Genomic DNA, 15,442 nt, shown 5'->3' with positions numbered 1-15,442 from the left:
TGACCATGACCAGCCGTTTTATGCTGATTGTCGCCGCTATCAGCGGTTTTATTTACGTTGCTCTGGGCGCGTTCGGGGCGCATGTTTTGAGTAAAACCCTGGGCGTGGTTGAAATGGGCTGGATTCAGACCGGCCTGCAATATCAGGCGTTCCATACGCTGGCGATCTTTGGCCTGGCGGTGGCGATGCAGCGCCGTATCAGCATCTGGTTTTACTGGAGCAGCGTTTTTCTGGCGCTGGGCACGGTGCTGTTTAGCGGCAGCCTGTACTGCCTTGCGCTTTCGCATCTGCGCCTGTGGGCGTATATCACGCCTGTCGGCGGCGTCAGTTTCCTGGTGGGCTGGGCGCTATTGCTGATTGGCGCCATTCGTATGAAACGTAAGGGCGCGAGCCATGAATAAAGTTGTCTTGCTCTGCCGTCCGGGGTTTGAAAAAGAGTGCGCTGCAGAAATTACCGATAAAGCGGGAAAACGGGAAATATTTGGTTTTGCACGCGTAAAAGAGAACGCAGGCTATGTCATTTATGAATGCTACCAGCCGGAAGATGGCGAAAAGCTGATTTCAGAACTGCCGTTCAGTTCGCTGATTTTCGCCCGCCAGTGGTTTGTGGTGGGTGAACTGCTGCAACATTTACCGCCGGAAGACAGAATTACGCCGATTGTCGGCATGTTGCAGGGCGTAGTGGAAAAGGGCGGCGAGCTGCGGGTTGAAGTCGCCGACACCAATGAAAGTAAAGAACTGATGAAGTTCTGCCGCAAATTTACGGTGCCGCTGCGCGCGGCTTTGCGTGATGCGGGCGTATTGACGAATTATGAAACGCCGAAGCGTCCGGTCGTTCATGTCTTTTTTATCGCGCCAGGATGCTGCTATACCGGTTATTCGCTCGCGCATAACAATTCACCGTTTTATATGGGCATCCCGCGTTTGAAGTTTCCGTCTGATGCGCCGAGCCGCTCAACGCTGAAACTGGAAGAGGCGCTCCACGTTTTCATCCCGGAAGATGAGTGGGATGAACGTCTGGCGAACGGCATGTATGCGGTGGATTTGGGCGCCTGTCCCGGCGGATGGACGTACCAGTTAGTGAAGCGCAATATGTGGGTCTACTCCGTAGATAACGGCCCGATGGCGCAAAGCCTGATGGACACCGGACAGGTGACCTGGTTGCGTGAGGATGGCTTCAGGTACCGTCCGAACCGGAATAATATTTCATGGATGGTCTGCGATATGGTGGAGAAGCCGGCCAAAGTCACCGCGTTAATGGCGCAGTGGCTGGTGAACGGCTGGTGTCGGGAGACGATTTTTAACCTTAAACTGCCGATGAAAAAACGCTATGAAGAGGTGTCGCATAACCTGGCGTATCTTCAGGCGCAGTTGGATGAGCATGGCGTTAATGCGCAGATCCAGGCGCGTCAGCTTTATCACGATCGCGAAGAAGTGACGGTACACGTGCGTCGGTTGTGGGCGGCTGTTGGCGGGCGTCGCGACGAGCGATAAAAACGCGCTGCCGTCATCCGGCGCGTCATCAGCGCCGGATGGCGCACGCTTATCTGGCCTATGACTGCGGCGCATCTGAAACAATATGCGTCACATCATCCAGATGGCCGATGCGCGCCTCTCCTGAACGATTAAATTTACTTTTATCAATCAATAATAAAGACTGCGAGGCGCGCCTGAGCAGGATAGATTTAAAATCGGCGTTGATCGCATTGGAGTCCCACAGATCGCCGCCGCCGTCGATCCCCTCACAGGAAAAGATGAACAGATCGATATCAAGCGATTTTAGCTGTGAGATAAGCGACGGATTAACATAACAGCCATATTTACGTTCAAGCTGGCCGCCGGAACTTATCAGCGCAATGCGTTCGCGTTTTCCCAGCTCCTGACAGATAGGATGGCTATTGGTAAAAACCTGAATGGGAATATCCGGCAACTGGCGGGCCAGATACCAGCAGGTTGAACTGGCATCCAGCGCAATCGTCATTCCTTCTTCTATCCACGCTAACGCTTCACGGGCAATATCGGCTTTGTGCGCATAATGGCTTTTCAGGCGGATATGGAATGGATCGCCGCTGTCCTGATTTTCACGATGAATATATTTAGCTCGTCCGTGATTACGCAGCACTTTTCCCTGCGTCTGTAGTTCACTGAGATCGCGGCGGATGGTCTCTTTACTGACGTTAAGCCGGGTGGCCAGCGCTTCGGTGGTCAGACTTTTATGATTGATCAGCAGATCGACTATCGCTTGTTGGCGTGCCGCTTTCATTTTTCTCACCCCATCATTCGATGAACGCCCGCGTCATGCGGGCGCACCGGCAAGAGATTACGGCGTTACCCCTTTTTTTAAAAGAATATTTCCGTACTTCGCGCACTCACCTGTGATAACGATCGCAAACGCTTTTTGCGCCCGCTCATAAAACGCATAGCGGTCGATACGAACGATATCCGGGCACGGCGCTTCTAATGACAAGGCATCGCGATAGCGCGCTTCAACGCTGGGATCGAGCGTGTCGCCTTCCACGGCGGCCATCATCACCAGCGGCGGGGCGTAGCTATCCAGCTCAAAGAGCGGAATGATTGCCCGCAGTAGATCGCTGACGCTAAGACCATCGGCGCGAATCACCTGCGGGCCCAGGCTATGCGCGGGAAAGTGAGCGTCAGAAAAAATGATTTCGTCCCCGTGGCCCATCTCGGCCAGCACTTTGAGCAGTGTCGGGGAAATTAACGGTGAAATGGTTTTTAGCATTTCATACTCCCTTAATAATTTCAGGTTCGGTTTGCGGCCAGAAATAGCGATACTGATAATTGACCTGCGCACGCGCCTGTTCCGGGCTACTAAATTCGCCTACGCCGTACCAGCCAAACATGGCAGCGCCGGCCACGGTGGTTTCCGCGTCGTCCAGCACTTTGATAGGGATATCAAGCTGATTCGCTTTAATTTGATTCCACAAAGTGTTGCGACTGCCGCCGCCAACCAGTAACAGTTCTGTGGCGTTAAAATGACCGATTTTCTCCAGCGTGCGCAGATTACGCTGCAGTTGCGCCGTCAGGCCTTCCAGCGCGGCGCGATAGAAATGGCCGCGGGTGGTATTGAGCGTCACGCCCTGCCAGCCTGCATTTTGGCAGGCGAGTAGATCGCACTGCATCCGCACGCCTTCCGCGCCAGCGGGAATAGCGCGCGCTTCGTCGATCAGCGTTTGCCATGGCGTTTCCGGCGTCCACAGCAGTTTTCGTACCCATTCGAGTACGCCGGAGGCCAGCCACTGCATTCCGGGGTTATAAAGCCCCGACTGACTGTCCAGTTCACAGGTCGAGCCCGGATACTGACTGAGCAGCGAGGTATCCACCTGACCGCTGCGCACCATCAGAATCTCCCATGTTCCGGAGGAGAGCACCGGTTCACCTTGCTGCGCGCCAGCGCCGAATAACGCGAACTGAGTATCGTGTCCGGCAGAGATCACCGGCACACCCGCCGGGAGACCGAGTAGCCTGGCCGCGTCTGTCTGTAGCGTGCCTATCGGGGCGCCCGCTTCCACGATACGCGGGAACAGGCGGCGCGCCAGGCCCGTCGCTTGCAGGATTTCCGGACTAAAGTCGCGCTGATGGATATCCAGTAGCTGGCTGGTGCCTGCCATAGTGATATCGGTCGTAAACTCGCCGGTCAGACGGTGGTTAATCAGCGACGAGATAAACAGCCAGCAGTGAGCTTGTTCCAGCAGGCGCGGATGATTCTCTTTAAGCCAGACCAGTTTATACAGCGTGTTAAAGCTGAACGCGCCGACGCCGGAGAGCGTCTGCAATTGCCGGGGCGAGATAAAGCGCTCAATCGTTTCCATCACGGCGGCGGTTCGCGGGCATTTCCAACTGATGACCGGGTAGAGCAGCTTACCCTGCGCATCGACCAGCGCGCCATCGACGCCGAACGTAGTCACCGTAATACCGCGAACAACACACTCCGACAGGGCGCTGGAGAGTGACCTGCAGCAGTCGGCGAAACGTTGCAGGATGGCGTCCAGAGACCACTGATGCCAGGCGCTATTTTCTGCGGCAATGTCGCTGGCGTTAGCGGTTGAGGCGCGGGCGACAATTTTCCCCTGGCGATCAACGGCGATCGCCCGAACGTTAGTCGCACCGCAGTCGAGAACCAGGATAACGTCTTGTTTCATAGATAACTCCATAAACGCCGCCCGATGGCGCTACGCTTATCCGGCCTACGGTTCGCGCGCCCGTAGGCCCGGTAAGCCTGCGCCACCGGGCTAAGCCGCATTAACGTTTATACAGCGGGCCATAATTCTGGCAGGCGCGATAATCCTGGCCTTCGATATCCATACCGTGAGCCGCCCAGGCGGAAGGACGGTAGATCTTCGCCTCCTCCACGTTGTGCATACATACCGGGATACGCAGCATCGCGGCGAGAGTAATAAAGTCCGCCCCTACATGACCGATGGTGAGTACGCCGTGGTTAGCGCCCCAGTTCGCCATCACCGAATAGACATCGGTAAACGGGCCTTTTCCGGTAAGGCGCGGCGCAAACCAGGTGGTAGGCCAGGTAGAGTTGGTGCGGGCATCAAGCTGATCGTGCATCGCTTTCGGCAGTTCGACGCTCCAGCCCTCGGCGATTTGCAGCACTGGTCCCAGGCCTTTGATGATATTCACGCGGGTCATGGTGAATGGCACGCCGCCTTCGGTCAGGAAACGGGATGAGTAGCCGCCGCCGCGGAAGTATTCGTGAATCGCCGGGCACCATTCGGTAGCCGCCAGACACGCATCCGCCTCTTGTTGGCTGATTTCCCAGTGTGGTTTCATGGTCGGCTTGCCTTCGCTGTCGCGCTGTTTACAGGCACCGTCCAGAGCGGCAGAACCGGAATTAATCAGGTGAATAATGCCGTGTTCCGCCAGGCCGCTGAGCGCCTGGCCGGTGACGCGTTCTACGGCTTCCGGCGACCAGTAGGTTCGCACGTCGGCGAATATCTGAGCTGTACCAGTGAGTTGATGGCCGAACAGCATCGCTACGCCGTTCAGACTGTCATTTTCGGTGGCGACGACAAACGGTTCGCGTACGCCATTCCAGTCAAAAGAGCTATTGAGCAGCGCTTCGGCGGTATCGCCGTTCGGGTATTGATCGGTCCAGTGGCGCTGGCCCTGGAAGCCGGCGGCAATGGCGTTGTAGCCCAGCGATTCTTCAACTAACCCTTTGTCCGCCAGCGTCTTGTTGCCCTGCATCATATCGCGAATACACATCGCCATCAGCAGGCTCTCTTTTAGCACCGCGCGGTTCTGGGCTTCATTGCGCTTATACTGCGAGGCGTTCTGATCTTCGCCGTAGCGGAAGTTTTTATCCGCCCACGCCAGCGCCATCTCCAGTTCGGCCTCATCATAAATTTTTTGATCGATACGGCGGCGCAGTTCGGTCATATCTACCGCTTGCACCTTCATGCCCAGCCAGGATTCAAAGAAGTTATGATCGACAATGGAACCCGCGATCCCCATCGACACGCCGCCGACGGAGAGGTAGCTTTTGCCTTTCATACTGGCAACCGCTAACCCTGCCCGCGCAAAACGCAGCAGTTTTTCTTCGACGTCGGCGGGAATGGAGGTATCGTCGGCATCCTGCACGTCATGGCCATAAATGGAGAACGCCGGAATGCCTTTCTGGCTGTGCGCCGCCAGCGCCGCGGCAAGGTAAACCGCCCCAGGACGCTCTGTGCCGTTAAAGCCCCAGATGGCTTTCGGACGCATCGGGTCCATATCAATGGTTTCGCTGCCATAGCACCAACACGGCGTAACGGTAATGGTCACGCCCACGTTCTGGCTGCTGAATTTTTCTTCACAGGCGGCGGATTCCGCCATTCCGGCAATACAGGTATCCGCAATGACGCACTCCACCTGAGCCCCGCAGGCGTGGCGGATTTTCTCAGTGATGAGCGCCGCCGTCGCTTTCGCCATGTTCATGGTTTGTTCTTCGAGCGACTCGCGTACGCCCATACGACGTCCATCAATCACCGGGCGGATACCGATTTTCGGTAAGCTGATTTTTTTCATGACAGATTCCTCACGTTATTCGGATAAATGTTCAGTTTGTCGCCGCTTGTGAACGGAAACGGGCAAAAATGAAGATGACGGCAAAACACAATGCCGGAACCAGTTCGGCGGTCGGGATTTTGCCTGCAGCGTCGCTAACGAAACCCATTACTGGCGTAACAATACCGCCGCCAATGATGGTCATGACGATAAAAGACGAGCCGTACTTGGTGTCCTGTCCCAGATTTTTGATACCCAGCGAGAAGATGGTCGGGTACTGGATTGACATAAATGCGCTACACAACGTCAGCGCCAGCAGGCCGATATGTCCGCCGCTAAAGGCGGAAATCAGACACAGGAGCATGGCAAACAGGGCGTAGGCGGCCAGTACTTTATGCGGCGCGAAGCGGCTGATAAGCCAGGTCCCGGTGAAACGGCCGATAAAGAAGCACACCATCGTGCCGGTCAGGTAGTTGGCGGCGAAACCGGGCGTCATTCCAGGGATCTCCTCAATGGCGTAGCGGATCAGATAGCTCCAGCAGGCGGTTTGCGCCCCCACGTAGCAGAACTGCGCCAGCACCGCCCAGCGCCAGTGGCGGATACGGATGAGTCGGGAGAGAGAAGATAAGAAAGAGCTTTGTTTAGCATCGCTATGATCGTCACTTTGCAGGGCCGGAAATTTGGTCAGCATAATCAGCAGCGCAACTACTAATACGATGGCGACGATAATCATGTATGGCGTTTGTACCGATAACACCAGGCTGTGTTTATAGGCGCTAAGCTGATCCGGCGTCATTTTATCAAGCGCTTCTTGCGATTGATGCGGCACGTTAGACAAAATAAGGCTTTGCCCAAACACAACGGCGATAATAGCGCCAAAGGAGTTAAAAGTTTGCGCCAGATTAAGCCGGAAATGTCCGCCGCTTTCTGGACCTAATACCGTAACAAAAGGGTTGGCTGCAGTTTCAAGGCAACCTAAACCGGCGGCGATGATAAACAGGCCAATTAAAAACAATGTGTAATTCATTATCTCGGCGGCAGGCCAGAATAATGCGGCGCCAACAGCATACAAAAAAAGCCCGGTGATAATCCCTGCTTTATAACTGAGTTTTTTCATCAAAATCCCAGCAGGAATTGGAATGACGAAATAACCGAAATAAAAGGCTGACTGAATAAGCCCAGCCTGAAAGTTAGTTAGCGTAAAAGCTTGTTGAAACTGCGGTAATAAAATGTCATTCAGATTATTGGCGACGGCCCACAGAAAAAATAGCGAGCAAAGTAAGGCGAATGGAATAATGTAGCGCTTGCTCTTGCTTTGCTCTGCATCCACAGCACGAAAACTCTGCGTTTGTATTGTTGTGTTTCCCATAGCATCCTCATCGGTTCAGAAGCTTTTGCGTGCGGTCGGTTCTGGTCACCAGACCGTAAAATTAGGTGAGTTCGCTTTTCTTTCCGGTAATAAATTGGCGTCCGGAATGAACTCATGGATTCATTTTCAAATAAAAAAGGCCTTTTAATATGATGGCGGTCACATTTATACCTGAGAGCAGAGCGTTCTGTGATTATCATCACTTTAATTTCCATAAAAAAATGACCGTTTGAGATGTTTAATTTAAAAAACCACAGACTGAATGCCCGAATTAAATTATTGCCACGAAAACGGGCAGTAGTAACTTATTCTTCATTTTTGCCCGTTTTAAAAAATATTATTAAGAGCGGGCATTTATCGGCGAGAGAAACGGTAGTCGTCTGGTTTATCGTGGCGAATTAATTGATGTGAATCACAAAATATCGTTATTTAAATTCCCTTCTCTTTATTCAGTATGATGATAGTTGCTAACTATTCGATTATTTCAACAGGACAGCAGCGCGATGCGAAAGGCGGTTTTGTTGTCTCATTTTGAATCACAGAGAGAGGTAAATAATGGAACGAAATAGACTGGCGCGGCAGATTATTGATACCTGTCTGGAAATGACGCGGTTAGGGTTAAATCAGGGGACGGCAGGTAACGTGAGCGTACGTTATCAGGGCGGAATGCTGATTACGCCGACGGGGATCCCCTACGAGAAGCTGACAGAGGCGCACATTGTCTTTATTGATGCAGACGGTCAGCATGAGCAGGGCAAGCTGCCTTCCAGCGAGTGGCGTTTTCATATGGCGGCATACCAGACGCGCCCTGACGCCAATGCCGTGGTACATAACCACGCTGTCCATTGTACGGCAGTCTCGATCCTGAATCGCCCGATTCCGGCGATTCACTACATGATTGCCGCCGCAGGAGGAAACTCTATTCCCTGCGCGCCCTACGCCACTTTTGGCACCCGCGAACTTTCTGACCATGTTGCCGTGGCGCTTAAAAATCGTAAAGCGACGCTGTTACAGCATCACGGGCTTATCGCTTGTGAAGAAAATTTAGACAAAGCGTTGTGGCTGGCGCATGAAGTGGAAGTGCTGGCGCAGCTCTATTTAAGTACGCTGGCCATTGTCGATCCGGTACCGGTACTGGATGACGAGGCGATCGCTATCGTACTGGAGAAATTTAAAACTTACGGGTTACGTATTGAAGAGTGATGTCAGGAGACAGGCGATGGCGAACAGAATGATTCTGAATGAAACGGCATGGTTTGGCCGGGGAGCGGTGGACGCATTAACCGATGAGGTGACGCGCCGCGGTTATCATAAAGCGCTGATTGTTACCGATAAAACGCTGGTGCAATGCGGTGTGGTCGATAAAGTGACAAGCAGAATGGATGCCGCAGGGCTGGCGTGGGAGATCTATGCGGGCGTGATCCCTAATCCTACGATTTCCGTTGTCCAGGAAGGGCTTAAGGTCTTTACCCAAAGCGGCGCGGACTATCTCATCGCCATTGGCGGCGGTTCTCCGCAGGATACCTGCAAAGCGATCGGTATTATCAGTAACAATCCGGAATTTGCCGATGTGCGCAGTCTGGAAGGGCTATCGCCGACCCGTAAACCCAGCGTGCCGATTATGGCGATCCCGACAACGGCGGGAACCGCGGCGGAAGTCACTATCAATTATGTGATTACCGATGAAGAGAAACGGCGCAAATTCGTTTGTGTCGATCCGCATGATATTCCGCAGGCGGCATTTATCGATGCCGATATGATGGACGGTATGCCGCCCGCGCTGAAAGCGGCAACGGGCGTGGATGCGCTAACCCATGCTATTGAAGGCTATATTACCCGGGCCGCATGGGCGCTGACGGATGCCTTACATATCAAAGCCATTGAGATTATTGCTGGCGCGCTGCGCGGCGCCGTAGCCGGAGAAAAAGAGGCCGGTGAGGCGATGGCGCTGGGGCAATACGTTGCCGGGATGGGGTTTTCCAATGTGGGGCTGGGACTGGTGCATGGGATGGCGCATCCGCTGGGCGCGTTTTACAACACGCCGCATGGCGTCGCGAATGCTATTTTGCTTCCGCATGTGATGCGTTTTAATGCCGGGTCTACCAACGAGAAATTCCGTGATATCGCCCGGGCGATGGGGGTGAAGGTAGAAGGATTGAGTCTTGAAGAGGCGCGTAATGCCGCAGTGGAAGCCGTATTTACGCTAAATCGCGATGTGGGAATTCCGCTGCATTTGCGTGATGTCGGCGTTCGAAAAGAGGATATCCCGGCGCTGGCGCAGGCGGCGTTCGATGATGTCTGTACGGGCGGCAATCCGCGTGAAGCGAGTCTGGCGGACATTGTCGAACTGTATCATATCGCCTGGTAATTTTGCCGGATGGCGCTGCGCTTATCCGCTCTACATTTCGTGCAGTCCTGTAGGCAGGATAAGGCGTTCACGCCGCCATCCGGCAACAAAACTACCGCGCCAGCCGTAGCTGCTGTAAGTTTCCGTCGATATGTAAATCGGTTTGCAGACGTGCAATATCGCGGCAAAGAAATGCCATTTCTTTATGCGTCTCAAGCTTTTTGCGCCACTTTTCCGGCACCTCGTCCAGATGGGCGTAAATTCCCTCCAGATTTTGAAACTGAATCAACAGCTGGGTCGCGCTTTTGGGGCCGATACCGGCAACGCCGGGGACTTTCGAACTGCTGATTCCTGCCAGACCCCAGTAATCCGGCAACTGCCGGGGAAGTACGCCAAACTCTTTTTCAATAAACGGCGCGTCCAGCCAGCGTTTCTGGAAGTAGTCGCGAATGCGCAATCCCGGAGAGAGCAACTGGCAATAGCCTTTATCGGTTGACACAATGGTTGCCTGGTGTCCGGCTTCGGTAACTTTTAGCGCCAGCGTCGCCGCCAGATCGTCCGCTTCGTTACCGTCTGATGCCCAACAGCGTACGCCGCGCTGTTCAAACGCGGCGCGTAGGGCGGGCATTTCATTATGTAAATCGTCAGGCATCGGCGGACGTCCTGCTTTGTAGTCCGGCAAACGCTGATGACGCCAGCCGCTGCTGCGCGCGTCGTCATCAAATACCGCTACGGCATGGGTTGGCTGGCTGTGGATAATCAATTGATCGAGCGCGTGTTGGCAGGTTTCCACACAGGGCGATCCCTGAACGGCGTGAATACGGCGAATCAAATTGAGCGCGTCGACGATAAGCAGATGAGCAGCCACGGTGTTCTCCCTTACAAACCTGCGCGTAGGGTAACATTCACGGCGGGGGGAGGCGAGCATTGCGAAATAGCGCTATCCGTAGGCCTGATAAGCGAAGCGCCATCAGGCAACAAAGCCGGATGGCGGCGAGCGCCTTATCCGGCCTACAGATCCTAAAATGTGCTGAGAATTAATCGCAGGTAACGATCTTCATCGCCAGGCCCCCGCGCGAAGTTTCGCGGTACTTAGCGTTCATGTCTTTACCGGTTTCGTACATGGTCTCAATCACTTTATCGAGGCATACGCGCGGTTCGCTGGTACGGCGCAGCGCCATACGCGCGGCGTTGACCGCTTTGACTGAAGCAATTGCGTTACGCTCAATGCAGGGAACCTGTACCTGACCGGCAACCGGATCGCAAGTTAACCCCAGATTATGCTCCATGGCGATTTCTGCGGCGATGCACACCTGCGCCGGGCTACCGCCCAGCAGCTCGGCCAGACCCGCTGCCGCCATGGAACAGGCCACGCCGACCTCTCCCTGACAACCCACTTCGGCGCCGGAAATAGAGGCGTTCATCTTATACAGCGAGCCAATCGCACTGGCGACCAGCATATAGCGAGCAAGCGAGTTAGCATTTACTTCGCGGATAAACTTGTCATAGTACGCCAGCACCGCCGGAACAATACCACATGCGCCGTTAGTCGGCGCAGTGACTACTCGTCCGCCTGCGGCATTCTCTTCGTTCACCGCCAGCGCGAACATATTGATCCAGTCGACGACCGCCATCGGATCGGTGGTGGTCTTATCCTGACTGACCAGCACCCGACGCAGCGCCGCCGCGCGACGCGGAACGCGCAGTTTGCCCGGCAATACGCCCTCGGTGGTGATACCGCGCTCGATACCGCTGCGCATTACCTCCCAGACCCTGGCGAAGTGCTGCTCCAGCGCTTCTTTACTGTGCAGGGCCAGTTCGTTTTGCATCATCAGACCGGAGAGCGACAGACCCGTCTCCTGGCAATGGCGCTGTAAATCCGCGGCGGTTTTGTAAGGGTACGGTACGTTAACAGGTTCGCTATTCGTCAAACCAAAGTGCTCTTCATCGACGATAAAGCCGCCGCCAATGGAGTAGTAGGTTTGGCTGTAGAGCACCTTATTGCCCGCCAGCGCGGTAATACGCATCCCGTTTTCATGCAGAGACAGGTTGTCGGCGTGGAAATTCATGCATTTATCGACCGGAAATTCGACTTCATGCTGCCCATTGGCCAGTAGTAAACGCCCATGGGTGTTCACATCCTGGATAAAGGACGGAATGGCGTCGATATCGACGGTGTCCGGCAGATTCCCCGCCAGGCCCATAATAATGGCGATATCAGTGTGGTGGCCTTTGCCCGTCAATGACAGAGAGCCGTAGACATCCACCACGACGCGGGTGACATCTGTAAGGATATGGCGGGCAATCAGATCGTCCGTGAACTGCTTGCCTGCTTTCATTGGTCCGACGGTGTGAGAACTGGAAGGGCCAATGCCGATTTTAAAAATATCGAATACGCTAATCATAGGGCATCCATTGCGGTTGTATCATAGAGAAGCGCCGCGGTAAGCGGCGCTAAAGGACTTAGCTGAACAGTGAGTAGAAAATAGCGGAGATGGCAATCAGGCCCATAATCACAACGAATACGTTGCTGATATGACCGCTGTACTTACGCATTGCCGGTACTTTCTGGATGGCATACATCGGCATCAGGAACAGAATCATCGCGATGATCGGGCCGCCCAGGGTTTCAATCATGCCCAGGATGCTGGGGTTCAGCGTCGCCACAATCCAGGTGGTGACCAGCATGAACAGCGCGGTAATTTTATTCAGTTTGTTGATTTCGATGGATTTACCTTTACCACGCAGCGATTTAATCACCATCCCGTTAAAGCCTTCACGCGCGCCCAGGTAGTGGCCGAGGAAGGATTTGGTGATAGCAATCATCGCAATGATCGGCGCCATCCAGGCGATGATCGGCGCGTTAAAGTGGTTCGCCAGGTAAGACAGAATAGAGATGTTCTGCTCTTTTGCCGCTGCCAGATCTGCCGGCGTCAGGCTCAGCACGCAGCTGAAGACGAAGAACATCACGGTTAGCACCATCATGATGTGGGCGAAGGCCAAAATTTTAGAACATTTCTTCTCTGCGCCTTCACCGTACTCTTCACGCTTCGCAACCGCGAAGGAGGAGATGATCGGGGAGTGGTTGAAAGAGAAAACCATCACCGGAATCGCCAGCCACAGCGTCATCCACAGACCGTTACCGGTAGACGCGGCGGAATCAAAGGACAGCGTTTCCAGCGCCGCGCCGTTCCACTGCGGGATCAGGTACAAGGCCAGCAGCATCAGCGCAGCGACGAACGGGAATACCAGGATACTCATCGCCTTAACGATCATTTGCTCGCCGAAGCGCACGATGGTCATCATGCCAACAATCAGGATCAGGGAAAGAATCGCCCGCGGCGGCGGATTAATCGCTAACTGGTGAGTCAGGAAGCTTTCCACGGTATTAGTAATCGCCACGCTGTAAACCAGCAGGATGGGGTAAATCGCGAAGAAGTAAAGCAGGGTAATCAGTTTACCTGCGCCGATACCGAAGTGTTCCTCAACGACTTCAGTGATGTCTTCACCCGGATTTTTACCGGACAGCACGAAGCGGGTTAAACCACGGTGTGCGAAAAAGGTCATCGGGAAAGCGAGAATCGCCATGATGATGAGCGGAATCATGCCGCCGACGCCTGCGTTGATCGGCAGGAACAGAACGCCCGCGCCGATAGCCGTGCCGTAAAGGCCCAGCATCCACATGGTATCCGTTTTGCGCCATGCGCTTCGAGAGTCAATCGAAGCAATAGTGCTGGTCTGAGTGGTTTCCATCTATTTCTCCTGGAGGATGCTAAAAATCAGGTTGCTGGTCTAATCCAATGAAAAAAGACCTGATCATAAAATGAAATCTGCTTAGGGACGCTTTTTATATAATTTTTCGCCGTAATAATTTTCGGGCGGAAAGATACATTTAAGTGATGAATCTATCAGTGATCCCGATCTCAAATGCAATAATCCGCTTCTTACATGGATAAATTTGGACCATTAATCTATTAAAAAAACGTCATAACGAATTTCCGGGCGCGAAGGCTACCATTAACGATATAAGGCCGGAAAGATTAGGGCGCAAGATACGGAGGTTTGACTATAAAAATCAAGGTTTTTAGTGGATTCTTGCGAAGAATGAGAGTTTGAACCGATAAATCACGGTAAGAGGAGTCAGGTAAACGTTTGCCTGGCAATCTATTTATGATGAATTATAAATGGTGTTTATAAAACAATGCGGGCTATGCCTCTGATGATCATCATAAAAAATGAAGGCATACGTTAATCGCCATACCGCAATGAAAGGAATGGGAGAAGCGCCCGGCTGCTGGCGGCAACCGGGCATAAGCGCTAAGCGCAGATCTCGTAACAGGGGATGTAGGCGGAACCCGGCAATTTCATACGATGCTGCGCGACGAATCCCTGCAGCAGATCGTCCATGCGACGCATCATCTCTCGATCGCCGTGGATTTTATACGGACCATTAGCTTCAATGGCGCGTATCCCGACCTCCTTCACGTTCCCCGCGACAATACCGGAGAAGGCGCGCCGCAGATCCGCCGCCAGAATCTCAACCGGCTGATCCGGGTACAGTTTCAGGTTGGCCATATTCTCATGCGACGGCTCAAACGGCACCTGCAGATCCGGTGCAATACGCATCGACCAGTTAAAACTATAGGCGTCGCCGGTATCGCGGCGATTCTCTTTCACTTGCGGCATCGCTTTCTTCATCAGCCGCGCTACCTCCGCCGCATCGTCAATGATGATGCGGTAATGACGGCGGGCCGCTTCGCCCAGCGTATGGGTAATAAACTCATCCAGCACGCGGAAGTAATCGGCGCTCTCTTTTGGTCCGGTCAGGATCAGCGGCAGCACCTGATTTTTATTGGCTGGATTCATCAGAATCCCCAGCAAATAAAGCAGCTCTTCCGCCGTACCCACGCCGCCCGGGAAGATGATGATACCGTGTGCGATACGGACGAACGCTTCCAGGCGTTTTTCGATATCCGGCATGATGATCAGTTCGTTCACCAGCGGGTTAGGCGGTTCAGCCGCAATAATGGAAGGCTCAGTCATGCCGATAAAGCGGCTGTCTTTATAGCGCTGCTGCGCGTGACCGACCGCCGCTCCCTTCATGGGGGCTTCCATCGCCCCAGGGCCGCAGCCGGTGCAGATGTTCAGCTCGCGCAATCCCAACTGCGTGCCGACGCGACGGGCATACAGGTACTCGTTTTCGTTAATTGAGTGGCCGCCCCAGCATACCACCATGTTTGGCGCTTCGCCGACGTGCAGCGCCCGGGCGTTGCGCAAAATGGAGAACACCAGATTGGTGATATGTGTTGAGCTTTCAAGATCCAGATGCTGGAAACGACCAGCATTGTGGATCTGTCCATTCACAAAGAGAATGTCGCGCAGCACTGCGAACAGGTTAGCCTGTAGCGCACGAATAATCCGCCCGTCAACAAAGGCGTCTTCAGGCGGATTAATCAATTCCAGCTTCACGCCGCGCTCGCGGCGCAGTACGTTAATATCGAAATTTTCAAAGCGGGACAGCAGCTCTTTGCTGTTGTCGGTCAGGCTGCCGGAGTTAAGAACGGCAAGTGAACAGTTACGAAACAGTTGATACAGGTCGCTACTGGCCGTGCGTTTCAGCATGTCCACTTCCAGTTGCGACAACATATCCATTGAGCCAAGCGGGCTAATATGTGTAATCAAGTAAACTCCTTATGGGACGCAACACG

General features: G+C 53.8%; 13 protein-coding genes. 4 read left to right on the top strand and 9 right to left on the bottom strand.

The features are described 5' to 3' along the window. Positions 1-5: 5 nt before the first annotated feature. Together EOS97_RS04180 and rlmM are read left to right on the top strand one after the other, a co-directional pair. Positions 6-401, top strand: a complete 396-nt coding sequence (locus EOS97_RS04180; protein WP_000203913.1) for a DUF423 domain-containing protein — start codon at positions 6-8, stop codon at positions 399-401. Then, positions 394-1,494, top strand: coding sequence for a 23S rRNA (cytidine(2498)-2'-O)-methyltransferase RlmM (gene rlmM, locus EOS97_RS04175; protein ID WP_001045497.1), 1,101 nt, complete (start codon positions 394-396; stop codon positions 1,492-1,494). Before EOS97_RS04180 ends, rlmM begins: the two co-directional genes overlap by 8 nt. Positions 1,495-1,552: 58 nt before the next feature. Here the strand turns inward: rlmM and fucR are convergent, their stop codons facing one another. The 5 genes from fucR to fucP form a co-directional block, all read right to left on the bottom strand. Next, positions 1,553-2,263 carry an L-fucose operon activator gene (gene fucR, locus EOS97_RS04170; protein WP_000642330.1) on the bottom strand — a complete coding sequence of 237 codons (711 nt, stop codon included), beginning with the start codon at positions 2,261-2,263 and terminating at the stop codon, positions 1,553-1,555. Positions 2,264-2,320: 57 nt separating this feature from the next. Then, entirely contained in the window at positions 2,321-2,743 is a 423-nt protein-coding gene (fucU, locus tag EOS97_RS04165; protein ID WP_000920848.1) for an L-fucose mutarotase, read from the bottom strand. Between the two features lies 1 nt (position 2,744). Continuing rightward, complete coding sequence (gene fucK / locus EOS97_RS04160; protein ID WP_000806781.1) at positions 2,745-4,163, bottom strand: L-fuculokinase; 1,419 nt, start codon at positions 4,161-4,163, stop codon at positions 2,745-2,747. Positions 4,164-4,263: 100 nt separating this feature from the next. After that, positions 4,264-6,039 (bottom strand): L-fucose isomerase, encoded by a 1,776-nt coding sequence (gene fucI, locus EOS97_RS04155; RefSeq protein WP_000724126.1) that lies wholly within the window; start codon positions 6,037-6,039, stop codon positions 4,264-4,266. Between the two features lie 31 nt (positions 6,040-6,070). Beyond that, a complete protein-coding gene (fucP, locus tag EOS97_RS04150) occupies positions 6,071-7,387 on the bottom strand; it encodes an L-fucose:H+ symporter permease (RefSeq protein ID WP_000528622.1) in 1,317 nt (438 codons plus the stop codon). Between the two features lie 555 nt (positions 7,388-7,942). Between fucP and fucA the strand changes: the two genes are divergently transcribed. Both fucA and fucO read left to right on the top strand, forming a co-directional pair. Continuing rightward, positions 7,943-8,590: an L-fuculose-phosphate aldolase gene (fucA, locus tag EOS97_RS04145; protein WP_000440825.1), complete on the top strand. Its 648-nt coding sequence runs from the start codon at positions 7,943-7,945 to the stop codon at positions 8,588-8,590. A 16-nt stretch (positions 8,591-8,606) separates the two neighbouring features. Further along, complete coding sequence (gene fucO, locus EOS97_RS04140; RefSeq protein ID WP_000013564.1) at positions 8,607-9,755, top strand: lactaldehyde reductase; 1,149 nt, start codon at positions 8,607-8,609, stop codon at positions 9,753-9,755. Between the two features lie 91 nt (positions 9,756-9,846). Here the strand turns inward: fucO and xni are convergent, their stop codons facing one another. The 4 genes from xni to ppnN form a co-directional block, all read right to left on the bottom strand. Continuing rightward, complete coding sequence (xni, locus tag EOS97_RS04135; protein WP_001519360.1) at positions 9,847-10,602, bottom strand: flap endonuclease Xni; 756 nt, start codon at positions 10,600-10,602, stop codon at positions 9,847-9,849. A 169-nt stretch (positions 10,603-10,771) separates the two neighbouring features. Continuing rightward, positions 10,772-12,139 (bottom strand): L-serine ammonia-lyase, encoded by a 1,368-nt coding sequence (locus tag EOS97_RS04125; RefSeq protein WP_000626389.1) that lies wholly within the window; start codon positions 12,137-12,139, stop codon positions 10,772-10,774. A 58-nt stretch (positions 12,140-12,197) separates the two neighbouring features. Beyond that, positions 12,198-13,487, bottom strand: a complete 1,290-nt coding sequence (gene sdaC / locus EOS97_RS04120) for an HAAAP family serine/threonine permease SdaC (protein WP_000450462.1) — start codon at positions 13,485-13,487, stop codon at positions 12,198-12,200. Between the two features lie 564 nt (positions 13,488-14,051). After that, positions 14,052-15,416 (bottom strand): nucleotide 5'-monophosphate nucleosidase PpnN, encoded by a 1,365-nt coding sequence (gene ppnN, locus EOS97_RS04115; protein WP_000627973.1) that lies wholly within the window; start codon positions 15,414-15,416, stop codon positions 14,052-14,054. Positions 15,417-15,442 lie beyond the last annotated feature (26 nt).

This window comes from Salmonella sp. SSDFZ54 (genome assembly GCF_004010735.1).
In the GTDB taxonomy this organism is placed as follows: Bacteria; Pseudomonadota; Gammaproteobacteria; order Enterobacterales; family Enterobacteriaceae; genus Salmonella; species Salmonella enterica.
This window is presented reverse-complemented; position numbering and strand designations above follow the sequence as displayed.

Coding starts and splice junctions, on each gene's coding strand:
- EOS97_RS04180 (WP_000203913.1), top strand. CDS start 6: ATGACCAGCCGTTTTATGCTGATTGTCGCCGCTATCAGCGGTTTTATT.
- rlmM (WP_001045497.1), top strand. CDS start 394: ATGAATAAAGTTGTCTTGCTCTGCCGTCCGGGGTTTGAAAAAGAGTGC.
- fucR (WP_000642330.1), bottom strand. CDS start 2,263: ATGAAAGCGGCACGCCAACAAGCGATAGTCGATCTGCTGATCAATCAT.
- fucU (WP_000920848.1), bottom strand. CDS start 2,743: ATGCTAAAAACCATTTCACCGTTAATTTCCCCGACACTGCTCAAAGTG.
- fucK (WP_000806781.1), bottom strand. CDS start 4,163: ATGAAACAAGACGTTATCCTGGTTCTCGACTGCGGTGCGACTAACGTT.
- fucI (WP_000724126.1), bottom strand. CDS start 6,039: ATGAAAAAAATCAGCTTACCGAAAATCGGTATCCGCCCGGTGATTGAT.
- fucP (WP_000528622.1), bottom strand. CDS start 7,387: ATGGGAAACACAACAATACAAACGCAGAGTTTTCGTGCTGTGGATGCA.
- fucA (WP_000440825.1), top strand. CDS start 7,943: ATGGAACGAAATAGACTGGCGCGGCAGATTATTGATACCTGTCTGGAA.
- fucO (WP_000013564.1), top strand. CDS start 8,607: ATGGCGAACAGAATGATTCTGAATGAAACGGCATGGTTTGGCCGGGGA.
- EOS97_RS04125 (WP_000626389.1), bottom strand. CDS start 12,139: ATGATTAGCGTATTCGATATTTTTAAAATCGGCATTGGCCCTTCCAGT.
- sdaC (WP_000450462.1), bottom strand. CDS start 13,487: ATGGAAACCACTCAGACCAGCACTATTGCTTCGATTGACTCTCGAAGC.